Raw genomic sequence first — 22,397 nt, forward strand, 5'->3', positions numbered from 1 at the left:
CATAATCATTCCTTTATAATGATATGTTCTTCTCTTTTAGAGTCAAACATTTTAATTTGTTCTGCATTTTCTATTTTATAAGGTTTTTGCATAACATCTTGTTGTGTTTTTAGACCCAAAATAGTTAATCCTGCTAAAATCGATAATAATAAAATAGTTGCTATTAACATTCCGCTAACGCCTGAAAGTGAAAATACACATCTGTTTGAATTTTCCATTATTCGCCCCTTGAAAGAGAAATCACATATTCGCCAACTGCTTCTTTTTGAAGCTCATTTAACAAGCCATTGTTAAAATGAGGCATTACACCTATACTACCTGCTTTACCACGATTTAAAACATCTACTACAAATTCTGCACTACCATATTTTGTTAAATCTGGAGCCACTAATTGACCATCAATAGTTCCTTTTCCATCTTCACCATGACATACTGTACAAGTGACAAATAATTCTTTTCCTTTTGCTACAAGTTGAGGATTTTCAGTTTTTTTAATTGCTGAAATTTCAGAAGCAACATAAGCAGCAATTGCAGGAATATCAGCTTCATCTATACCATTATCTGCTGCACTTAACATCTCACCCATAGGATAATTTAAGCCCTTAGAACCTTTAGTAATTACTTCTATAAGTCCCTCTTCTGAACCCCAAACATTAAGATTTTGAGCTTTTCCATTGATACCATCACCTGTAATACCATGACAAGAAGAGCATTGAACTAAAAAGATATTTTTACCCATTTCTTGCTTATCTTCATTGCTTAAATTTGCAAATTTTTGTGCAAATTTCTCATTATGCGCTTGTACTTCTTTATTATATTGACCAATTTGAGAATAACTATTTAAAGGATACCCCCAAAGAAAATACCATATACACCATACTATAGCTAAGAAAAATACCACAGCCCAGCCAAGTGGTATAGGATTTTTATATTCACCTATACCATCCCAACTATGTTCACTTAGCTCACCCTGACTTTTTTCTTCTTTCATACTTTTAAACAATTTTCCTACCACAACAAGCGTAATCAATATGATAAGAATTGCTCCAATAAAAGATAATAAATTAACATTATCTTGTAAGTTCAACCATTGCATTAAGCACTCCTTTTATTTTGCTCTAAAACACGATCGCCAATTTCATCATGTAATGCTAAATCAGCATATTTTTCATAGTTTCTTCTACCTGTTTTTTCAGATCTATACAAATGAAACCAATAAGAATACAAAACTACCACTAAGAATACTACAAGGGCAAAAAAGCCATAAGCTTGCAACTCTCTTATTAGTTCTAAATCCATAATTTTTCCTATTTCAAGCTATTAAGATACGCAATCAAAGCGACAATTTCTCTAATTTCACCTCTAGCAAACGCATCTTTAACATCTTGATTTTTCATTTGATCTACTATAACTTGGGCTTCTGCTTTAACTTCTGCTTGAGCTTCTTCCCAAGTACCAAGTTTTGTACCATTTTCAACATCATAAGGAACATTGAAAACTTTTTTTACAGTTAGTGCCTCTGCATAAGCTGTTTCTATATTTGCATTATTGCTAAACATATGTTTGTAAGCTGGCATAATAGAACCAGGAACAACTGAAACTGGATCCCACATGTGATTTTCATGCCAATCTGTAGTTCTAAAATTACCTATACGCAATAAATCAGGTCCAGTTCTTTTTGAACCCCATAAAAATGGTCTATCATAAGCATATTCACCGCTAACTGAATACATACCATAACGATCTGTTTCTGATTTAAAAGGACGAATAAGTTGTGAATGACATGCATTGCAACTTTCTTTAATATAAGCATGGCGTCCTGCAAGTTGTAAAACCGTATAAGGCTTTTTACCTTCAATTGGTCTTGCATTTTGAGCAAAATCAGGTAAAACTTCCACAATACCTGCATATGCGATCACTATAAATACTGCCACAGCAAAAAAGAATGGATTTTTTTCTAACCAACTAAACATATTTTTCCTCCTTATGCTGCCATAGGTGAAGCACTTTTTGGCTCTTTATCAAGCACTCTACCCACTGAAATTGATTTATAAATATTATAAACAAACATGAAAAATCCTACTAAGTACAACAAGCCACCTACAGCTCTAATCCAATAATAAGGAATAATAGCTTCAACGGTATCAATGAAAGTATAAAGTAAGTTACCATACTCATCTGTAGCTCTCCACATCATACCCTGAGTAATACCTGCTATCCACATAGAACTAAAGTACAATACTATACCTGTAGTTTGGATCCAAAATTGAGCTTCCATTAGCGATTTACTATATAATTCTCTTTTAAACATTCTAGGCACCATGTGATAAAGCGCAGCCATAGTCATAAAGCCAACCCAACCTAAAGTACCATCATGAACATGTCCTGGAATCCAATCTGTAAAGTGTGCTAATGCATTAACTGATTTAATAGAAAGAATAGGACCTTCCAAAGTTGAGAACATATAGAAAGTTGAAGCTAAAATCATAAATTTGATTAATGGGCTTTCTCTTAATTGACTCCACTCACCTTTCATAGTAAGTAAGATATTAATTGCTGAACCCCAAGAAGGTAAAATAAGAACAATTGAAAAAACTGAACCCATAGTTTGCATCCAATCAGGCACTGTAGAATAAATCAAGTGGTGTCCACCTGCCCATAAATAAACAAACATTAAGCCCCAAAATGCAAATAAAGATAATTTGTATGAGAAAATTGGTTGTCCACTTTCTTTTGGTAGAAAATAATAAATTTGAGCGATAATACCAACAGTGAATACAAATGCAACTGCATTGTGTCCATACCACCATTGAACTAATGCATCGTTTGTCCCTGCATACATAGAAACACTATGCCACCAATCACCCATTCCACTCACAAAATAAGTAGGCACAGCCATATTGTTAAATAAATAAAGCATTGCTATACCTAGGAAAGTAGCTATATAATACCAAAGTGAAACATATAAAGTTTTTTCACGGCGAATTCCAATAAGCCCAAAAATACTTACACCCCATAAAACCCAAACTAAAACTACCAATATATCAAGTGGCCATTCAAGCTCTGCGTATTCCTTTGAAGTGCTAACACCTGCAAATAAAGTAATAACAGCTATAATCATAGTGATCATGTAAAGCCAAAAATGCAATTTACCAATGAACATTAAAAAGCTTGATTCTGCCATACTAACTTTTAGCACACGCTGACCAATATAATACCAAGTAGCCCAAATTCCTGAGAGCATAAAACCAAAAATTACACCTGAAGTGTGCAATGGTCTAAGTCTTGAAAAAGTACCATACTCACCGGCTAAATAATTTAAATCTGGATAAGCCATCTGAAAGGCAATAAGCGTTCCAATAGCCATACCAATAACACCAAACAATAAGGTAGCAAACATAAAATATTTAGCAACCGTATAGTCATAGTTTAATGCATTTCCTGGGTGCATTTCCTCTCCTTAAGTTTTTTTCTGCAATTATGCGATCTTTATATTATACGATACCTAATATCTTTTTTAGCTTAAACTATGTCTAATTATTTATTATTTATTAATAAATTATCGCGTAAAAACAAAGCCTATATAAGAAAAATACACACCATAACAAAAAATTAAAATATAGGAAATTAAACTAGCTATTTTTTGAAATTTTTCATTTAATGTTTTAGAAAAATACGCAAGAAATATCAATGCTGGTAAAGTTGAAAAACCAAAAACAAGCATAATTAAGGCCGATAAATACACACTTTGCACACTCATTCCAAAGGCTATATAAAAATACACCAAACCACAAGGCACAAAGCCATTTAAAAATCCTAAAAAAAGAGTACTCTTGAAAGATTTTTGTTGAATCAATCTAGAGATGTTTTTTTTAATTACGCATTCAAAAAATAAAGAATTTTCAAAAAAACTTAGAAATTTTCCTTTAAAAATCAAAGCAAGTGCTAATGTTATCATAAAAATTCCAATTATAAAAAACATTATGCCTTTTGAAAATTCACTAAATGAAAGCAAGCTTCCAAAAACTCCAAAAAATATACCCAAGCAAACATAAGCAAAAATTCGAGATAGATGATATGAGAAAATTAAAAGAAAAAAAGGGAGTTTAATTTGCTTTGAAAGCTGAGTATAAGCTAAAACAAAACCTCCACACATTCCATAACAATGCCCAAAACTAGAAAGAAAAGCTATACTTGCTAAAGCAATAAAATCTAAACTCACAAAAGCTCTAAAAATTCTTTAAAAATATACTTGCTCTCATGTGGTCCTGAAGAACTTTCTGGGTGATGTTGCACCGATATAATAGGATAATTTTTATATCTCACACCCTCTACATTATCACCAAACAAATTTCTATGAGTAATAGTTGCAACCTCTGCTATTTCTTCAGGAATATTATAATTATGATTTTGTGCTGTAATTTCTACTGTGTTATTAGTAAGGTTAATAACAGGATGATTTGCTCCATGTTGGCCGAATTTCATTTTATAAGTTTCATAACCAAAAGCATTACTTAAAAGTTGATGTCCCAAACAAATACCAAGCATAGGAATTTTAGCTTCTGCTAGTTTTTTAATCTCTGCGATTTCATCTTTTAAAATTTTTGGCTCACCTGGTCCATTGGATAAAAATACACCATGAATTTTACCTTTTTGATATAAATCAATCAAATCTTTTGCCTTGGTATTATAAGGAAAAACCTCCACCTCAAGTCCAACACTTACAAGCTCATTTAAAATATTTTCTTTTACACCATAATCAATCACAGCTACTTTTTTACCATTTGCTTTTACATTCTCATAAGCTTTGTTGCTATGATCCCAAGCACCTTTACTATGTTTATAAGAGTTTTTAGTGCTAACCTGTGCTACATAATTTACCTCATCAATTTTAGCACTAGAAAGAAGCATTTTTTTAAGCTCTTCTTTGTCCTTAATTTCAGTAGATATTACCGCTCTCAAATTTCCTTGATCTCTGATCATTTTAACTAAAAATCTAGTATCAATTTCACAAAGCCCTATTTTTTCATGCTTTTTCAAATAAGCACTTAAAGAATCATTGGCTCTAAAATTAGAATAATCTTCATTTAATTCTCTTATAATCATTCCGCTAGCAAATACATTTTTACTTTCATTATCTTCATCATTAATACCAACTATACCAATTTCTGGCATTGAAAATACTACAAACTGACCTGCATATGATGGATCAGAAATAATTTCTTGATAGCCTGTCAAAGAAGTATTAAAAACAAGCTCTCCAAAAAAAGTTCCACTTTGTCCAAAAGCCTTTGCGCTTAAAAAAACATCATTCTCTATATAAATATATGCTTTCATAAAAGTCCCTTTTTTCTAAGCTCTTCTTGATATAGCTTTTCAAATACCAATTCATATTCTTCAGAACCTAGAATAAGTTTTCTTTTATAATTTGAAATTTTTTCATAGACTAAATCTTCTAAATTTTCATACTCTTTTAAATAAGACATAATACTTGAAAAAATGAGATTTTTCACGCGATTTTCTGATACATTGTAGTTTATCAAATCTTCTTCCACTAAATTTTCTAAAATTTTATGAGAAAGATTATTGTATCTATCTTCACTATCAAGCATAAATTTAAACTCATTTGCTAGTTTTTTCTTAATCATCCAAAACATACTTTTTCTATCTATTTGCATAAACTCAATTTCATCTTCTTGGCTTTCTAAAATTTCTTTTGCTTTTTCATCAAGTTTACGCTCATTTAAAACATCTATTTCTATAATTTCTTTTGCTGTTTTTAAAAGTTTTTGACTATCATCTTTAATTTTAACAAAAGAAGAATGCATTAAATCAAGTATTATTTTATTTGCTATATAAGGTATATGAGCTGGTTTGATACGCATTTATTCACCTTTTTATTTTTATTTTGAAATAATACTAAAAAAAAGGTAAAAACTGCTTAAAACTTACTGCGAACTTGCATTTTGATCTAAATTTTTTAAAAGTAGTGTTAAATCGGAAGCTTTTTTTGGATCCATCTTGGCCATAATGGATGAAATTTTTCTAGGATCTAGCGAAAGTAGAATTTTTGAAGCCTCATCCGGTTCCATTTCGCTTAATATACCTGCCACGGCCACATCTTTCATTTTAGCATAAATTTCTGTGATACGCCCCATAGTTTTATCATTAATAACTTGAAGATTTTGTTTAGTCGCTTCTAATATACGCTCATTTTGCTCTTTTAAACTTTTTATTTGCTCTAAACTTGCATTAACATCAGCTTCTTTTTGCTCCAAAGCTTGCATTTTTTCTTTTTGCAAAGCTTCAAAAGAAGCTCTATAAGCCTCTAAACTTTGTCTTGCTTCATCATATTCTCTAATTTGCTCTTGCATTTGCTCTTTTCTTGCTTCAAAATACTGCTCGCAATTTTGCTGTGCATTTACAAAATTTAAGAAAATCAATAAAAATATTATTTTTTTCATCATTTATCCTTATTAAAATGTCTTGTTATAGCAAGTTCATCTATAAATTTTTCTTCTTCTTTTTGTAAGGCTTTTTGGATTTTTTTTAATTCTTCATTTTCTAAAACCTTAATTTTTTCAAATTCCAAATGAGCCTTTTTGTATAAATGTTGATGATGTGCAAGTTCTTTTTTAGTTAGGTCTAATTTTTGTTTAATTCTTTGCTTACCCTCTCTTGCAATCTCTTGCATTTTTAAAGACGATCTTAACAAAGCCACCGAACCTTTATCAGCCAAAGTCAAGCTTTCGCATGTTTTTAAAGCTTCTTTAAATTCTTCTTCACACAACAAAAGCTTTTGTCTTGTTCTAGTCAAATTTGCCTCTGCTTTATCAAGCTGTTGTTTTCTAAGCTTAATCACAGAAGAATATTTGCTTTTCATAAAATGATGGTATCTTCTCTTTCAGGACTTGTGGAGATATAACCTACTCTAACGCCACTTAATTCTTCCAAACGCTTAATGTATTTTTTAGCATTTTCAGGTAGCAAATCATAATCTCTAATCCCTGCAACTTTATCCCAACCTTCCATTACTTCATAAATAGGCTTAGCGTTTTCTAAATCACAAGGTACATAGTCTATTTCTTGTCCTTTATATTCATATGCTTTACAGATTTTAACACTTTCAAAACCATCTAATACATCAAGTTTCATTAATGATAAAGTATCTAAGCCATTTAATCTTGCAGTATATCTTACCGCAACCGCATCAAACCAACCACATCTTCTTTTTCTACCTGTGCTTACTCCGATTTCTTTACCAATAAGTCCTATTTTTTCACCATCTTCACCTAAATCCTCACTTGGAAAAGCTCCATTTCCCACTCTTGTTGTGTAAGCTTTTACTATGCCTATAACTTTTCCAATTTCTTTTGGATTTAATCCCAAACCACTTAAAGCTCCAGCTGAAATAGTCGTTGAACTAGTTACATAAGGATAAGTTCCATGATCAATATCAAGCATAGAACCTTGCGCGCCTTCTAACAATACTTTTTTATCCTCATCTAAAGCTTTCCAAAGCATTCTTGTAGTATCTGTAATATATGGCGCTAGCACTTCTTTAAAGCGTTTTAAATCTTTTAAAATTTCATCATAACTAGGCATTGCAATACCTAAAACATCAAAATAAGTTTTTTTAAGTTCAAAATCTTTCATTAAATTTTCACAAAGTTTTTCAGGCTCTAGCAATTCCCCTACTCTATGTCCATTACGACTTATTTTATCTTCATAGCTTGGCCCTATGCCTTTGCCTGTTGTTCCTATAGCTTTATCGCCTTTAAGTCTTTCTCTTGCTTGATCAATCAAAGCATGATGATTTAAATTTAAATGAGCTCTATCGCTTATAAATAATCTTCCTTCTAAATTTTCAAATTGAGCCATTTCACTAATTAATACATCAGGATTAACTACAACTCCATTACCTATAACATTAATACATTGCTTATTTAAAACACCTGATGGCATTAAATGTAAAGCATATCTTATACCATCAACCCATATAGTGTGACCTGCATTATGTCCACCTGCGCTTCTGCAAACATAATCATAATTTTCACATAGTTTATCAACTATCTTACCCTTACCTTCATCACCCCATTGGATACCAACGACAATATCTGCTTTACTCATAAAAAAACTCCATTTTGACTTAAATTTGGCGAGAAGGTGAGAGAATCGAACTCCCCAAAAAGTAGTCAACTACCCTTTCATCTGATTTGAAGTCAGTGGCCATCACCAGATAAGCTAACCTTCCAAAAATGATATTATATCTTAATATTTTTAATTGAAACAAAAATTAAACATATGAAATTATAAGCGCGTAAAAATACTTTGAAATATTATATTTTTTAGTTATAATGTTTGTTTTTCAGTGTCAAGTTTTGACAATTACAATTTTTGGATATATCAATGCATTCTTTCAAACAATCTTTTTTTATAAATTTTTGGGATAATTCCAAAGGCATGATTATACTTGGAATTTTAAGTGCTATTTATTTTGGAATTTTTGGCAGTGTTTGGGCTGTTACAGGTGAAATGACACGCTGGGGTGGAGAAATTTTAGAATTTTTTGGTATGGATTTAAGCTCCTACACTTACTACCAAAAGCAAAATTTAAGTGGCAGTCCCTTAACAAGAATTGATGGTATCATGCTCATAGGTATGTTTATAGGATGCTTAGTAGCTGCATTTTTAGCAAATAAATTTAAATGGCGTTTGCCTGCTAGCAAAATTCGAATTTTTCAAGCTATTATAGGAGGAATTTTATCAGGCTTTGGTGCAAGACTTGCTTTTGGTTGTAATTTAGCAAATTTCTTTACAGGTTTACCTTATTTTTCTTTACATACTTGGGTTTTTACTTTATTTATGATTTTAGGAATTTATCTAGGTGTTAAGGTTTGTAATCTTGCCTTATTTAAGCCAAAAGCAAAGTTACAACGCGTTTGCAAAGAAAATCAAAAATTAAAAACACAAAATAAAATTTCAAAAATATATTTTTACATAGGACTTGGTGTATTTATAATTTTTATAACTTATGTTGTATTTATACTACAAAAACAAAATATTGATATTAAAAACAAAGAAAGTTTTTTTCCTTTAGCGTTAATATTTGGTTTTGTTTTTGGTTTTATCATTTCTAGGGCTCAAATTTGCTTCACTTCTTGCTTTAGAGATTTATTTTTATTTGGTAGAGACAATGCTATAAAAGGCGCTTTAATAGGTATGATCATAGCTTGTTTAATAGCTTTTGCTTTTATATTACAAGGGCATACTAGTAAAGTAATAGAAATATCACCAAACCTTGCTATAGGTGCTTTTTTATTTGGATTTGGAATAGTTTTTGCCGGAGGATGCGAGTGTGGTTGGATATATAGAGCTTGCGAGGGACAAAGTCATTTTATTATAGTGGGTATTGCCAATATCATCGGTACTATGATCTTAGCTTTAAATTATGATCATTTCCCAAAAATACTAACAAATGGTATAAAAATTCATCTTTTAAATGATTTTGGTTATTTTAATGCCTTATTAATCAATTTAGCTTTGTTTGCTATTTTATTTTTGTTTGTTTTAAAATTTAAAAGATTATTCTTCCAACACAACAAAGGAAAATTATGATTATTCATTATAGTTTAAATTTAGAAGGTGAGGCATGCCCATATCCTGCTATAGCTACCATTGATGCATTAAAAGAATTAAAATCAGGTGAGGTCTTAGAAATTTTATGTGATTGCCCACAAAGTATTAATTCTATACCTCAAGATGCGAAAAATCGCGGATTTGAAATTTTAGAGATAGATCAAGATGGACCAACGCTTAGATTTTTAATTCAAAAACCTTAAAAATTAGATTTGAGTATTTACTCAAATCTTTATATTTATACGATATTTTTCTATTAAATTTTCATCCAATATCACTCCTATACCCACGGCATCATTGACTTCAACTATACCATCTTTGCAAGGGATTAAATTTTTCACCAAATGAGTAAAAAGCACACTTGTTGATTGAGAATACTCTATCAAATTACAATATTTAGTACTTGCTAGAAACTGCACCGTAGCAGCAAGTAAAATTCCTGTAGAAAAACCATGCGGGACTAAATCACAACCATATTTTAAAGATATTTTTTCAATTTCTAACATAGTGTCAAAACCACCGCATCTAGTAATATCAGGTTGCACAATAGAAACTTTTGACTTTTTAATAAAATTTTCAAACTCATTTAGCGTGTAAAAACTCTCTCCACCCGTAATCTTACAAGGTAAGTGTTCGCTAAGTCTTGCATAATCATAAAAATTATTTGCACTAACTGGTTCTTCTATCCACTCTAAGTTATATTCTTCAATTTCCAAAAATCTTTCTCTTGCATAAGAAAAATTTTTCCAAAGCCCTACTAAGTCAATACTAAGTTTAATATCATCACCCACTGCACCTCTAATATTCTTGATAATCTCTTTATCAGATAATGCATTATTACCAAAGCCTGCACCACCAAATTTTAATAGTTTAAAACCTTCTTCTTTTAAGTATTTTACTCTAGAAATATTTTCTTCCATATTTTTACTCGGAATAAAAGTAGCGTATGCATTTAAAAAGTCTTTTCTTTTTCCACCAAGTATAGTAGCTACACTTACACCATAAATTTTTCCAAGTAAATCATATAAAGCAATATTTATTGCACTTAAAGCACAAATTAATGCTCCGCTAAGTCCATAATACGCACTTCCCTCAATCAAATCATCCATAATCTTCTTAATATTTCTTGGATCTTGTCCTATTAAAATTTCACTTAAATTTCTGCAAGATCCATGAGTACTAGGTTGCTCAAACATTATCTTTAAAACTGCTGCAGCACTATCACTTTCCCCTATTCCATAAAGATTATTATCTGTATAAATTCTTAATATAAAGGCATCTTCACCCCACTCACAAGACTCATCAAAAGTTTTTGTCCTTAACCATATAGGTTCAACCTTAGTAATTTTCATTATCCATCCTTTTTATCCATTTAATAAGCCCATAAAAGCTAATAGCAAGTATTACCAAAAAAGGAGCAGCACTCAAAACAACTGCAACTTTTAAGGTATTTAAATCTGCATTTATATAAAAGCATTGCTAGAGGAATTAATCCAAGCATAATACACCAAAAAACTTTTAAATATTTACTAGGATTTTCACTATCTATTTTTGTGCTTACACAAGAAATAGTAAATGCAGTAGCATCCATATGAGAAGCCAAAAATACCATCATAAGCAGGAAATAAAAAAGAGCAAAAATAGTACCAAATGGTAGTGTTTTTATCAATGCTACCACTCCAGCTTCTCCAGCATTTGAACTAATAAAATTTGGAACATCTAAGATTCCACTTTGAAAAATATCTATTGCATATGAACTCAAAACTCCAAAGAAAAACCAAGTCCCAATACATCCACCCACAATAAGACCAAAAATTACTTGACGAATGGTCCTTCCTTTAGAAATTTTTGTCACAAAAATACTAACAGCAGGAGTGTAAGTAATCCAATAAAGCCAATAAAAAACTGTCCAATCAGAATTAAAGCTACTTACACCAGCAATATCATTATATAAGCTCATTGAAACATGATTACTAAAAAATACCCCTATACTATTTATTATATTATTTAATATAAATACACTATCTCCTAAAATAAATACCAATATTGCAAACACAAAACACAAGATACAAGATATTTTAGCAAGTTTTGCCATACCACTTGATAATCCAACAAAACTAGAAAAGGTAAAAACAGCTGTAACAATAGCTAAAAGAATAAATTTTAAATAAAAACCATCATTAATATCAAAAATTCCAGAAAGTCCAGCACTAATTGTAATTATAGAAAGGGTTGTAGTAAGCACAAGTCCACCAAAAGTACTAAATAAAAACACAACATCGATGATTTTATCAAGCACTATATTTTGATTAATATGCAAGATATTTGCTATTAAACTTGAAATTTTTAAATTTTTATTTTTAAAAATATAAAAATGAAAACACATTGCAATAGAACTTAAAGCATATACAGCCCAAGGCGTAATACCCCAATGCAAATACACAAAAGAAGTTGCACTTCTTAAAGCTTCTGTAGATTTTGGAGTAATATTTAATCCAGGTGCTAAATAATAATATGCCCATTCCATAAATGCTCAATACATAGTAGCAGATCCAAGTCCTGCACAAATAAACATAAAAATCCAAGCAGTATTTGAATAAGGATTTATCCCATCGCCTAATTTAATATTACCTATTTTAGAAAAAGCCAAGTAGAAAATAAAAACTACACAAATAAACTCAAAAAGTTGAACAAATGAGCCAAACATATGTGTAAGCTTACTAAAAAGAAAATTTGCTACTTCTAAAGCTTTACTAGGATTTATAAGTAAAATTACAATCACCATAAAAACCGCCAAGATAGATGTCACTATCAAAAATAAATCATAAGTTTTTTGATTATTTTTTTGCATAAATCTCCTTTTTGTTTCAAGTAGTAAATATATAGTATTTTCTTATTTTAAAATAAAACTTAAAGAAACTTTTATCATAAATGCATTAAAAGCCATACCTTAGTATTTTCAAATATTTTTTACTATAATAAAAAATTATTTAATCAATAAATTATTGCTACTAAAATACACAAATAAATAATGTTATTTCTCAAAATACAAAAATATTTAAAAAAATATCTTACATTGAAATTAAACACAAAAAAGGAGGAATACATGTGGCAAGGGAGAAATGATGGTGATGAAATTATCCATAAACGATTATTTAAATGTTTAAATCACTCTTCAAATAATAAATTATTAGGCTTTTGTTCATCATTGGGTGTGTAGAGAAATAATGGTAGAATTGGAAGTGAATTAGCACCAAAAATTATAAGAAAGAATATGGCAAATTTTGCTATACATGATGATTTTGATTTTGATGATTTAGGAGATATTGAAAATTTTGATACCCTAGAATTAGGCGATGAACTACTTTATCACAAGTGCTTAGAAATTTTACATAATAATCATTATGGTGTAATTTTAGGAGGTGGACACGAAACATCTTTAGCTTGTATTAAAGCGCTTTTAGATTACAAAAAAAGTGTAGGAGTTATAAATTTTGATGCACATTTTGATGTAAGAATTCAGGAGTTACATACTTCTGGAAATTCTTTTTACAAAGCTTATGAATATGCAAAAGAAAATAATTATGATTTTTCTTATCTTTGCTTGGGTGTAAGTAAATTATCTAACACAAAAGCACTTTTTCAAACTATGGATAATATGAAAGCAAGTTATGTTTTAGATACTGAATTTGAAAAATGTATAGAAGTCATTAAAAATTTCTTAAAACAAAATGAAGTTGTTTATTTAAGTATTGATATGGATGTATTTTCACAAAGCATAGCTCCTGCTGTAAGCGCCCCTGCTGTTTTTGGTATCAATTTAAAAGAAATTTTAACTCCGATAAAAATTATTTTTGAAAGCAAAAAAGTTGCTTTAGCAGATATTTGTGAATTTAATCCTAAATTTGATATAGACAATCACACTGCAAAAATCGCTGCTTATCTAGCATATTTTTTATTAAGTAAAGGAATGATATGAAATTTGATAGTTTAAGTGTATTGGCTATTAGTATCGGGGTTTTATTGTTTGGTATGTTTTTGAAAAAACGTTTTTTAATCTTAGAAAAATTTTGCATTCCCGCACCAGTTATAGGTGGATTTTTAATCAGTATAATCATTTGGATTTTAAGTTTTATTGAGATTAAAGTTGATTTTGATACAAGTTTACAAACTCCTTTAATGGTAGCTTTTTTTACCGTAATAGGATTAAGTGGAAGTTTTAAACTCTTAAAAGTAGGAGGAAAAGTACTTTTAATCTATCTAGGTTGTTGCTGGTTTATGGCTTTAATGCAAAATTTTATCGGCATTTCCATGATGAGTTTATTCGATTTAAATAAACTATATGGAATTTTATGTGGTGCTGTTTCTTTGGAAGGAGGACATGGAAATGCTATAGCTTTTGGAGGTATGGTTGAAGAATTAAGTGGCTTAAATAACGCTAAAGTTTTAGCAGTGGCAGCGGCAACCTTTGGACTGATTTCAGGGTCTTTGCTCGGAGGTCCTGTAGCAAAATATCTTATAAATAAACACAAATTAAAAATCACAACTAATCAAGATATTAAAGATATAGATCCTCTAAAGCATGAAATTCACAATGCAAATTATAAAGATTTTTTAAAATCTTTATTTTTAATATTATGTATTATGTGTATTGGACTTTTTTTAAGTTCCAAATTTACACAATATAGCGGCTATTCTTTGCCTAGTTATGTTGGTGCCATGCTTGTTGCTATTGTTGTAAGAAATATTAATGATTCTTTTAATATTTTCAAGCTAAATCAATATACAATAGATACTATAAGTGAATTAAGCCTTGGTATTTTTTTAACTATGGCTATGATAAATTTAAAAATAAACGAACTAAGTGCTGTTGCTACACCTCTTTTTATTACTTTGATTGTGCAAGTTTTAGCTTTACTATTCTTTACAATTTTTATAGTTTTTAGATTATGCGGAAAAAATTATGATAGTGCGATTATGTGTGCCGGACTTATGGGACATGGTCTAGGTGCAACACCAAATGCAGTAGCAAATATGAATGCAGTTTGTTCTAGATATAATTTAACTTCAAGACAAGCTTTTTTAATAGTACCTTTATGCGGTGCTGTTTTAATTGATATTGTTGCAATACCTTTAAATACTTATTTGATTAATATTTTTTCATAGTTACTCTCGCATATTGCGAGAGTATTAGAGATGTTTTAGCATTGTTTCATAAGCTGCTTTAGTTCCTGGGCGAACTTTAGTTACCATGCTCACTAAAATAATCACAACAGAAGCAGCTAAAAATCCTGGAATGATTTCATAAATAGGAAAATCAAGCCACTCTGCTAAGAAATTTTTATATACTACAACTACAACTGCACCGGTAATCATACCTGCAATAGCAGCATATCTAGTCATTTTTGACCAAAATAACGAAAAGAGCATTACAGAACCAAAACTTGCTCCAAACCCTGCCCAAGCATAAGCTACTATACTTAATACGCTTGAGTTTTTATCAGTAGAAATAATAAAAGCTATCACAGCTACTGCTAAAACACCAAATCTACCCAAAGTCATCACTGTTTTATTGGACGCTTCTTTGTTAAAAATTCTTTTATAAAAATCTTCTGCTATAGTTGAACTTGAAACAAGTAATTGCGAACTTGCTGTGCTCATAATAGCTGCCAAAATAGCACTTAATAAAACACCTGCTATCCAAGGATTGAAAAGCAATTGCGACATTACGATAAAAATCTTTTCAGGATCTTGCAAACTAAGCTCAAATTTACTCACATAAGCTATACCTAAAATACCTATCAAACAAGCTCCAATTAAAGATATAACCATCCAAGAAATTCCTACAAAAGTAGCAGTTGGAATATCTTTAGTTGATCTTATAGACATAAAACGCACCAAAATATGTGGCTGACCAAAATACCCAAGCCCCCAAGAAAGCGCTGAAACTATACCCAAAAAGCTTAATCCTTCCCCCATAGAAAAAGTATTTGGCTTAATTTCTTTGACTATATTAACAGCTTCACTAAAGCCGCCCAAATGATAAATCATCACTATAGGTACGATAATCAAGGCACTCATCATTAATAAACCCTGAATCAAATCCGTCCAACAAACTGCCTTATATCCACCCAAAAATGTATAAGCAACTATAATCACAGTTCCTGTAGTAAGTGCATAATCATATTGGATTCCAAAAGTTGCTTCAAAAAGCTTTGCTCCACCTACGAGTCCTGAAGAAACATAAAAAGTAAAGAAAATCAAAATAACAATAGCACAAACCACTCTTAATATATGCTTATCATCATCAAACCTTGTCTCAAAATAATCTGGAATTGTAATAGAATTTGCAATCACACTAGTATAAATTCTAAGTCTTTTTGCTACAAAAGCCCAGTTTAAAAATGCTCCTATACTAAGACCTATTGCAATATAGCTTTCAGCTAAACCACTTACATATAAAGCTCCCGGTAAACCCATTAAAAGCCAACCACTCATATCAGAAGCTCCAGCACTAAGTGCTGAAACTACCGGCCCCATAGAACGACCACCTAAAAAATAATCCTCTGAGTTTTTATTTTGTTTATAAAAATAAAATCCAATAAAAAGCATTAATGCTGAATATGCGACAAACATTATCGCAATTTGAGTATTAATGTGTACAACCTCCATTTTTTCTCCTTTTTATTTTAAAGCACGAATGCCTAAATTTCCATAACGGTGGAAAGATATACTTAAAGCTTTTTCATTATGATATAAAAGCAACTCAAAACGTCCGTTCATTAAAGGCTTAGCATTGGCAATGATTTTTGCGCAACTTGCTGCTTTTATGAAAATTTCATCATTAATATTTAATGGAGCAAAATAACGAATTCTTTCATAATCAGCTATTTTGCTAATGAAATTTTCTTTACTTTCTTTAAGGAATAAAGTTTTTGAACTAATTTTTTGATTAATCTTTTGCACAAGATCTATTTTTTCATGCTCATCATAACTTAAAATAAGATCAATATTTAGCACACTAGCTGCTAAAATAACTCCTAAAATATCTTTTAAACTATCATCTTTATGTACTCTATAAGCAATATTTTTAACCTTTGTATAAGAGAAAATATTATCCTCACCTCTTATATTGACATAATCTTTTGCACTTGCAAATTCATGTTTTGCATGATAAGCATAGCTTCTTGCCATAGCTTTAATGACTTCAAAATCGGCTTTATCTTTTTCATTTAAATCCAAGCTTAAAGCATTTAAATTTGATGCTAATTCATTGTCTAAAACATTTTGATCAGCTTGACTTTGCTCTATATCTAAAAATTGGGTGATGTAATTATAAATTCCAACTTTTCTACCAAAACCAATGGCTGATTTTTTAATACCACCAAAAGGTTGTCTAAGAACTATAGCTCCTGTTGTTGGTTTATTGATGTAAATATTTCCTGCCTCTATGTGAGTGTGGAAGTATTCCCATTCTCTCTCATCTAAACTTTCAAATCCTGCTGTAAGTCCATAACCTGTAGAATTTACTATATCAATAGCTTCTTTTAAATCTTTTGCTTTCATTACAGTTAAAATTGGCGCAAAAAGCTCATTCATGTGTGTAAAATCACCTTTTTTTGTACCATATTTAATCCCTGGAGTTAAAAGATAAGGATTATCATCTACAAATTTAGGCTTTAAAGCCCAACTTTCATATGGAGCTAACTCATCTAATGCTTTTTGCAGTTTTACATCTGGTTTATCTGCTAAAGCTCCAAGTTTATTTTTAAATACAAATGGATTTCCAACCGCCATAGAACTAGCAGCATCTACTAAGGTCTTTTTAAATTCCTCATCTTCATAAACTTCTTCTTCCAAAACAAGTAAAGAAGTAGCAGAGCATTTTTGACCTGAATTTGAAAATGCTGAATGAATGATATTTTTAATCGCACTATCACGATCAGCAAATTTAGAAACAATAGTTGCATTTTTACCGCCTGTTTCAGCACTTAAAAGTAAGGTTGGATTAGCTTTGAGCATTGCATAAGCAGTTTCTTCTCCACCGGTTAATACTGAAAATTTCACACTTTGATCAACAAGCAAGTATTTTGATATATCACTACCTTTAGCAGGTAAGAAAATCAAAGCATCTTTTGGAATTCCCGCATCCCAAAAGCATTTACAAAGCATATAACCTGTTAGCATGGATAAAGATGATGGCTTATATATTACTTTATTACCTGCAGCCAAAGGTGCTGCTATGGTTCCTACTGAAATACCTACTGGAAAATTCCATGGTGCAATTACCACACCTATGCCTTTTGCTTTAAAAGTAGTATTTGGATTTTGCTCTTTTAGTTTTTCCAAAGAATGTGGGTAAAATTCTAAAAAGTCTATAGCCTCACTAACTTCAGGATCAATCTCTAAGAAAGTTTTTCCTACTTCTAAAGCTGCTATACCCATTAAATCTCCTCTACGATCTCTAACAAGTTGAGCAGTTTTTGCTAAAATTTTATAAATTTCATCATGACTTAAATCACTAAAATTTGAGCTCTTAGCTACATCTAAAGCATATTTAATCTCTTTTTGGCCTGCTAAATGTGCTTTACCTATAGTGCGATTTTTGATTTTATCTTTAACTTCTATTACTTGTAAATTTTCATTTTTAATTTCCTCTTTTGCAACCGGATAGACATCATAATTTTCTAAATTTTCATATTTAGTTCTTATATTTTTAGCCCACTCTCTATTTGCTTTTAAGATAAAATCTGTATCAGGTTCGTTTTTAAATTCTTTACTCTCATAAGAACTAATAGCCTTTGTTTCATTATTTCTATCTTGAGTTCTATGAGTAGAATTATCCAAACTAGCAACGCCTTCTAAAGATTTTATAAATAATTCTTTTTGCATTTGCCAATTTTTATCATTGATTTTAAGGTTGAAAAAATATCTCATGAAATTGTCTTCACTAGTATTTTCATCAAGTCTTCTTACTAAGTAAGCAATGGCATTATTAAAATGCGCTTCATCGCACACCGGTGCATAAAGTATAAGATCATGCATTTTAGAAAGCTCATAAGAGCATTGCAAGCTCATACCTTCAAGCATTTCAAAAGTAAAAGATGATAAAGCTCCTGCTTGTGAAATTCTAGTATAAGCATAAGCAATTTCAAATAAATTGTGACTCGCAATACCTACATTAATATATTTATAATTATCGCCTTCTAAGACAAAATCGAGCATTTTCTTATAATTACTATCTGTGTCAATTTTTTTATAAAAAGTAGGTAGAGCCCAACCTCTTTGCGAAGCTATAGTTTCTTCACTTTCCATATTCGCTCCTTTAACAAAGCGAATTTTTATAGGCTTCATACCTTTTAAAACTCTTTCTTTTGAAAAAGCAAAAAGTTTTTTCAAATATTCATAAGAATCAGGAAGATAAGCTTGTAAAACGATACCTGCTTTAATATTATACTTTGCAATACTTTCCATAAAAGCTTCAACGGTTAATTCTAAATCTCTAAATTCCTCCATGTCAAGATTGATAAATTTAGACACACCTTGCTTTTTTTCTTCTTCTAAAGCAAGAGCATATAATTTATCCAATCTTTTTACCACTTCATCTTTAGAGTATTCAAAATCAATGATATTAATTTGAGAAAAAATGGTAGTGATTTTAATTGAAATATAAGTAATATAGCTTGTTTTTAATGCTTCTTCATATTTTTTTACTCTATAAGCACTCTCAGCCTCACCCAAAACCTCTTCACCAATTAAATTTACATTTAAGGTAATTTTATCTTCATCTTTTCTTTTACGCATATGAGGCTCTAAAACACTAGGATTTGCATCTAAAACCATAGCTTTAGTATCTTCTCTTAAATGCTTAATGAAAAATGGCACACTAAGAGTTGGCGCAAATTTTCCAAAATTTAAAAATGAAAAAAGCAAAAATTTTTCAAAAGCACTAAAAAAATCTGCTATACCATATTTGTTTAAAGTATGCTCTATAAGCTCAAAACTCGCACTTTTATCTTTACATCTAAAAGAGCGATCTAAAAGTTCAATCAACATCACTTTATTTTTAGGATTGTTTAAAAGTTTTTGCATTTTGGCGTGAAATTCTTTTTCACTTTGAGAGATATTACTTTCTATTTTTCTTTGTAATTCTTCAGCTAATTGCAAAGCTTTTTGTATCATTTCTTCCTCCATTTAGTAATTAATATCTTTTATGATACAAAAATAGCCACAAAAATCAACATATATTTATTTATAATTTATTTTTTTATGTAAAAAAGTAACAAATATAAACATATATTTTTAATTGTAAATAAAATATTAGCGTAATAATAAATAATTATGAGTATTTCTTACACATCTAGCAATAATCTTTGCCTCTATATTGTAATCTTTCAAAATTTTCAAAGCCTCATTTGCATCTTTTTCACTCATTGCAGCTAAAAGTCCCCCTGAAGTTTGAGGATCAAAATACACTATATCTTCATCTTTTTCATTTAAATTATCAACCCAAATTTTTAGGCTATCTTTATTTTTATAAGCTCCTGCTGGGATTATCCCCATATTAGCCATTGGCAAAACTCCATCCATTAAAGGAATTTCATTTTTATACACTTCTATCATAATCTCTTCATTTAACATTTCTTTTAAATGCCCCAAAAGGCCAAAACCAGTAACATCACTTAAAGCACTAAGACTTTTAAACCCCTTTAAAATACGACTTGCGTAAAGATTTAAAAAACTCATTTGCTCTATTGCTTTTAAAATCTTTGCTTTTTCTAGCAAACCAGCCTTGATAGCAGTGCTAATAATGCCACTACCTATAGGCTTAGTAAGTAAAATAACATCACCATCTTTTGCACTATTATTAGCTATAAATTTCTTAGGATGAACCACACCTGTCACACTAAGACCAAAAATAAATTCATCATTTTCTATAGTATGGCCACCTACTAGCACAGCACCAGCTTCTTCAACCTTAGCTCTAGCACCTTCTAAAACTTCAAGTAAAATTTCATTGTTAAAATGACAAGTATCAAAGCCTACAATATTTAAGGCATTAATCACCTCAGCACCCATAGCAAATACATCACTTAAAGCATTGGCAGCAGCTATAACACCAAAATGATACGCACTATCAACCACAGGTGTGATAAAATCAAGTGTTTGCACTAAAGCTAAATCTTCATTTAGCTTATAAACACTTGCATCTTCGTTATTATCAATACCACTTAAAATGTTTTCATGCGGTTTTAAAATGCCAAGAATTTTGTTAAGACCCACCGAGTCTAGTTTGGCAGCTCAACCCGCAGCTTTTACATATTGAGTTAGTTTTTGGTCTTTATATATCATAAAGAAATAATCTTTGCCTTTCCAAAAAGTTCATTTAAAATTTCATAAGCATTACCTATTTTGCCTATTTTAAGCTCTTTAGTTTTACCAAAAAATTCCAAACATGCCCCACAACTATAAATTTCAACCCCTAAATTTTCAAGCTCTTTCATAGCTTCAAAAGCCATATGAGAACAATCAGTATTCATTAAAACACTATCATTAACGCAAAGGATTTTTACAGGTTTATTAGGTAAATCTTTTAAGGTTTTTAAAAAACCTAGCATTAGATTTTTCCCAAGTTCCCCTTCGCCTACTTTATCACTTTTTAAAAATAACACATTATATTCTTGTAAATTTTGTTCTTGAATTTGAACTATATCACCATCTTTTATAATGCTAATAATACTTTCATCATTTACATCTTTCACACTAAAGTTCAAATTTAAAGATTTTAAAAACCTCATTACATTTTCTTTAGAAGCTTGAGAATTTAAAAGAATTTCTAAATTTTCATTTTCTTTTAACTCTTCTAAAGCCTTTTTTGTCTCTATCACAGGACGCGGACAAGCTAAATCTCTACAATCAATTTTCATTTTTTACCTTTTTTACTTAATGATATATTTTTATAACTTGTATTCAAATTAAGTTTTATCTTTTTCTTGATTTTTCTTGAAAAATAATTCTTTAAAGCGTTTATTAGTGTATTCTTCTACATCTTGTTGTAAAATTTTAAAATTTTGAATTAACTCATAAGCTCTTGGAGTAAGCTTACTACCAGCTTCACTTCCTCTTCCTTTTTTAGCAATGAGCAATTCTTCTTTCATATTTTTTTCTAAATCCTGTATATAAAGCCAAGCTTTTTTATAATTCATCCCTAGTTGTTTAGCCGCTTGGGAAATACTTCCGCATTCTCCAACTAATTCTAAAATATCTGTTTTCCCTTTACCAAAAAGTAATTCTCCATCAGGATTTTCTACCCAAATTTTGCTTTTTATATGAAATTTTTTACCTTTTTTTTCTTCAAAACAACCAAGTTCGCAGTATTTAACATCAATTTTATAAGTTTTAAGCGTAGCTCTCATATCAGCCATATTAAAGTTTTTAGCACATTCTAAAGCATCTTTACATGATATGCGACGCTTAGAATCTAGTTTTGTTTCTAATTTTTCTAAAATTTCACTTTTTGCTATATTTTTATTTAACTTTCCAAATTGACCTAACTCGCAATCTGAAATTTTTACATCCATTTTTTTTATACTAGCTTGAAAATCTTCTTTGGAGTATTGTTTTAAAAGCTCTAGTGCTTTTTTACAAGTAAGTTTATTATTTTCATCAAGATTTTTTTGAATTTGTAAATTTAATTCTTCCATGAATTAACCTTGGATTATAAGTAGTAAAAAAGGGTGCCTGTAAACACCCTTTGG

General features: G+C 30.2%; 21 protein-coding genes, 1 tRNA gene and 1 pseudogene. 4 read left to right on the forward strand and 19 right to left on the reverse strand.

Features of this window, described 5'->3' with window-relative positions:
- Positions 1–5: 5 nt before the first annotated feature.
- From L8W57_RS04320 to L8W57_RS04375, 12 genes are all read right to left on the reverse strand, one after another.
- Complete coding sequence (locus tag L8W57_RS04320) at positions 6–218, reverse strand: DUF4006 family protein (protein WP_133319393.1); 213 nt, start codon at positions 216–218, stop codon at positions 6–8.
- Complete coding sequence (gene ccoP, locus L8W57_RS04325) at positions 218–1,096, reverse strand: cytochrome-c oxidase, cbb3-type subunit III (protein ID WP_133319394.1); 879 nt, start codon at positions 1,094–1,096, stop codon at positions 218–220. Before ccoP ends, L8W57_RS04320 begins: the two co-directional genes overlap by 1 nt.
- Positions 1,096–1,299, reverse strand: coding sequence for a cytochrome c oxidase, cbb3-type, CcoQ subunit (locus L8W57_RS04330; protein WP_133319395.1), 204 nt, complete (start codon positions 1,297–1,299; stop codon positions 1,096–1,098). Before L8W57_RS04330 ends, ccoP begins: the two co-directional genes overlap by 1 nt.
- A gap of 8 nt (positions 1,300–1,307) precedes the next feature.
- The gene (gene ccoO / locus L8W57_RS04335; RefSeq protein WP_133319396.1) at positions 1,308–1,973 is read right to left on the reverse strand and encodes a cytochrome-c oxidase, cbb3-type subunit II; all 666 of its coding nucleotides are present in this window, start codon (positions 1,971–1,973) and stop codon (positions 1,308–1,310) included.
- An 11-nt stretch (positions 1,974–1,984) separates the two neighbouring features.
- A complete protein-coding gene (gene ccoN / locus L8W57_RS04340) occupies positions 1,985–3,451 on the reverse strand; it encodes a cytochrome-c oxidase, cbb3-type subunit I (RefSeq protein WP_039617631.1) in 1,467 nt (488 codons plus the stop codon).
- A 108-nt stretch (positions 3,452–3,559) separates the two neighbouring features.
- Positions 3,560–4,222, reverse strand: coding sequence for a sulfite exporter TauE/SafE family protein (locus L8W57_RS04345; RefSeq protein ID WP_133319397.1), 663 nt, complete (start codon positions 4,220–4,222; stop codon positions 3,560–3,562).
- Positions 4,219–5,337 (reverse strand): glutamine-hydrolyzing carbamoyl-phosphate synthase small subunit, encoded by a 1,119-nt coding sequence (gene carA / locus L8W57_RS04350; protein WP_263662076.1) that lies wholly within the window; start codon positions 5,335–5,337, stop codon positions 4,219–4,221. The genes L8W57_RS04345 and carA overlap by 4 nt, the downstream gene beginning before the upstream one ends.
- Positions 5,334–5,885 carry a DUF507 family protein gene (locus L8W57_RS04355; RefSeq protein ID WP_263662077.1) on the reverse strand — a complete coding sequence of 184 codons (552 nt, stop codon included), beginning with the start codon at positions 5,883–5,885 and terminating at the stop codon, positions 5,334–5,336. Before L8W57_RS04355 ends, carA begins: the two co-directional genes overlap by 4 nt.
- 63 nt (positions 5,886–5,948) lie before the next feature.
- The gene (locus L8W57_RS04360; RefSeq protein ID WP_165955271.1) at positions 5,949–6,467 is read right to left on the reverse strand and encodes a MotE family protein; all 519 of its coding nucleotides are present in this window, start codon (positions 6,465–6,467) and stop codon (positions 5,949–5,951) included.
- Positions 6,464–6,883, reverse strand: coding sequence for a flagellar FliJ family protein (locus L8W57_RS04365; protein ID WP_133319401.1), 420 nt, complete (start codon positions 6,881–6,883; stop codon positions 6,464–6,466). Before L8W57_RS04365 ends, L8W57_RS04360 begins: the two co-directional genes overlap by 4 nt.
- A complete protein-coding gene (locus L8W57_RS04370) occupies positions 6,880–8,130 on the reverse strand; it encodes an adenylosuccinate synthase (RefSeq protein WP_133319402.1) in 1,251 nt (416 codons plus the stop codon). Before L8W57_RS04370 ends, L8W57_RS04365 begins: the two co-directional genes overlap by 4 nt.
- Before the next feature lie 26 nt (positions 8,131–8,156).
- Positions 8,157–8,254: transfer RNA gene (locus tag L8W57_RS04375), tRNA-Sec, on the reverse strand.
- Between the two features lie 155 nt (positions 8,255–8,409).
- On the opposite strand from L8W57_RS04375, the gene yedE reads away from it, so the two are divergent.
- A complete protein-coding gene (gene yedE / locus L8W57_RS04380; protein ID WP_263662079.1) occupies positions 8,410–9,618 on the forward strand; it encodes a selenium metabolism membrane protein YedE/FdhT in 1,209 nt (402 codons plus the stop codon).
- Positions 9,615–9,842 (forward strand): sulfurtransferase-like selenium metabolism protein YedF, encoded by a 228-nt coding sequence (gene yedF, locus L8W57_RS04385; RefSeq protein ID WP_133319404.1) that lies wholly within the window; start codon positions 9,615–9,617, stop codon positions 9,840–9,842. Before yedE ends, yedF (L8W57_RS04385) begins: the two co-directional genes overlap by 4 nt.
- A gap of 21 nt (positions 9,843–9,863) precedes the next feature.
- Here the strand turns inward: yedF (L8W57_RS04385) and L8W57_RS04390 are convergent, their stop codons facing one another.
- Both L8W57_RS04390 and L8W57_RS04395 read right to left on the reverse strand, forming a co-directional pair.
- On the reverse strand, positions 9,864–10,991 hold the full coding sequence (locus L8W57_RS04390; protein ID WP_263662080.1) for a mandelate racemase/muconate lactonizing enzyme family protein: 1,128 nt from the start codon (positions 10,989–10,991) through the stop codon (positions 9,864–9,866).
- A gap of 38 nt (positions 10,992–11,029) precedes the next feature.
- Positions 11,030–12,490, reverse strand: a pseudogene (locus L8W57_RS04395) (BCCT family transporter).
- A gap of 384 nt (positions 12,491–12,874) precedes the next feature.
- Between L8W57_RS04395 and L8W57_RS04400 the strand changes: the two are divergent.
- Entirely contained in the window at positions 12,875–13,618 is a 744-nt protein-coding gene (locus tag L8W57_RS04400; protein ID WP_263662108.1) for a formimidoylglutamase, read from the forward strand.
- A complete protein-coding gene (gene gltS / locus L8W57_RS04405) occupies positions 13,615–14,805 on the forward strand; it encodes a sodium/glutamate symporter (RefSeq protein ID WP_263662081.1) in 1,191 nt (396 codons plus the stop codon). The genes L8W57_RS04400 and gltS overlap by 4 nt, the downstream gene beginning before the upstream one ends.
- Positions 14,806–14,829: 24 nt before the next feature.
- Here the strand turns inward: gltS and putP are convergent, their stop codons facing one another.
- The 5 genes from putP to L8W57_RS04430 all read right to left on the reverse strand — a co-directional run bounded on the left by putP (position 14,830) and on the right by L8W57_RS04430 (position 22,343).
- Positions 14,830–16,311 carry a sodium/proline symporter PutP gene (putP, locus tag L8W57_RS04410; protein ID WP_220566430.1) on the reverse strand — a complete coding sequence of 494 codons (1,482 nt, stop codon included), beginning with the start codon at positions 16,309–16,311 and terminating at the stop codon, positions 14,830–14,832.
- A 12-nt stretch (positions 16,312–16,323) separates the two neighbouring features.
- A complete protein-coding gene (locus tag L8W57_RS04415) occupies positions 16,324–19,821 on the reverse strand; it encodes a bifunctional proline dehydrogenase/L-glutamate gamma-semialdehyde dehydrogenase (protein WP_263662083.1) in 3,498 nt (1,165 codons plus the stop codon).
- 138 nt (positions 19,822–19,959) lie between these two features.
- Positions 19,960–20,991, reverse strand: coding sequence for a selenide, water dikinase SelD (gene selD / locus L8W57_RS04420; protein ID WP_263662084.1), 1,032 nt, complete (start codon positions 20,989–20,991; stop codon positions 19,960–19,962).
- Complete coding sequence (yedF, locus tag L8W57_RS04425; protein WP_133319412.1) at positions 20,988–21,566, reverse strand: sulfurtransferase-like selenium metabolism protein YedF; 579 nt, start codon at positions 21,564–21,566, stop codon at positions 20,988–20,990. The genes selD and yedF (L8W57_RS04425) overlap by 4 nt, the downstream gene beginning before the upstream one ends.
- Positions 21,567–21,614: 48 nt before the next feature.
- On the reverse strand, positions 21,615–22,343 hold the full coding sequence (locus tag L8W57_RS04430; protein WP_263662085.1) for a winged helix-turn-helix domain-containing protein: 729 nt from the start codon (positions 22,341–22,343) through the stop codon (positions 21,615–21,617).
- Positions 22,344–22,397: the final 54 nt, after the last annotated feature.

Origin of the sequence: Campylobacter sp. IFREMER_LSEM_CL1890 (genome assembly GCF_025772045.1) — a bacterium.
Classification (GTDB): domain Bacteria; phylum Campylobacterota; class Campylobacteria; order Campylobacterales; family Campylobacteraceae; genus Campylobacter_D; species Campylobacter_D lari_D.

Bases quoted from the DNA above. Each gene is read 5' to 3' on its own strand.
- L8W57_RS04320 (WP_133319393.1), bottom strand. From the start codon at position 218: ATGGAAAATTCAAACAGATGTGTATTTTCACTTTCAGGCGTTAGCGGA.
- ccoP (WP_133319394.1), bottom strand. From the start codon at position 1,096: ATGCAATGGTTGAACTTACAAGATAATGTTAATTTATTATCTTTTATT.
- L8W57_RS04330 (WP_133319395.1), bottom strand. From the start codon at position 1,299: ATGGATTTAGAACTAATAAGAGAGTTGCAAGCTTATGGCTTTTTTGCC.
- ccoO (WP_133319396.1), bottom strand. From the start codon at position 1,973: ATGTTTAGTTGGTTAGAAAAAAATCCATTCTTTTTTGCTGTGGCAGTA.
- ccoN (WP_039617631.1), bottom strand. From the start codon at position 3,451: ATGCACCCAGGAAATGCATTAAACTATGACTATACGGTTGCTAAATAT.
- carA (WP_263662076.1), bottom strand. From the start codon at position 5,337: ATGAAAGCATATATTTATATAGAGAATGATGTTTTTTTAAGCGCAAAG.
- L8W57_RS04355 (WP_263662077.1), bottom strand. From the start codon at position 5,885: ATGCGTATCAAACCAGCTCATATACCTTATATAGCAAATAAAATAATA.
- L8W57_RS04360 (WP_165955271.1), bottom strand. From the start codon at position 6,467: ATGATGAAAAAAATAATATTTTTATTGATTTTCTTAAATTTTGTAAAT.
- L8W57_RS04365 (WP_133319401.1), bottom strand. From the start codon at position 6,883: ATGAAAAGCAAATATTCTTCTGTGATTAAGCTTAGAAAACAACAGCTT.
- L8W57_RS04370 (WP_133319402.1), bottom strand. From the start codon at position 8,130: ATGAGTAAAGCAGATATTGTCGTTGGTATCCAATGGGGTGATGAAGGT.
- yedE (WP_263662079.1), top strand. From the start codon at position 8,410: ATGCATTCTTTCAAACAATCTTTTTTTATAAATTTTTGGGATAATTCC.
- yedF (WP_133319404.1), top strand. From the start codon at position 9,615: ATGATTATTCATTATAGTTTAAATTTAGAAGGTGAGGCATGCCCATAT.
- L8W57_RS04390 (WP_263662080.1), bottom strand. From the start codon at position 10,991: ATGAAAATTACTAAGGTTGAACCTATATGGTTAAGGACAAAAACTTTT.
- gltS (WP_263662081.1), top strand. From the start codon at position 13,615: ATGAAATTTGATAGTTTAAGTGTATTGGCTATTAGTATCGGGGTTTTA.
- putP (WP_220566430.1), bottom strand. From the start codon at position 16,311: ATGGAGGTTGTACACATTAATACTCAAATTGCGATAATGTTTGTCGCA.
- L8W57_RS04415 (WP_263662083.1), bottom strand. From the start codon at position 19,821: ATGATACAAAAAGCTTTGCAATTAGCTGAAGAATTACAAAGAAAAATA.
- yedF (WP_133319412.1), bottom strand. From the start codon at position 21,566: ATGAAAATTGATTGTAGAGATTTAGCTTGTCCGCGTCCTGTGATAGAG.
- L8W57_RS04430 (WP_263662085.1), bottom strand. From the start codon at position 22,343: ATGGAAGAATTAAATTTACAAATTCAAAAAAATCTTGATGAAAATAAT.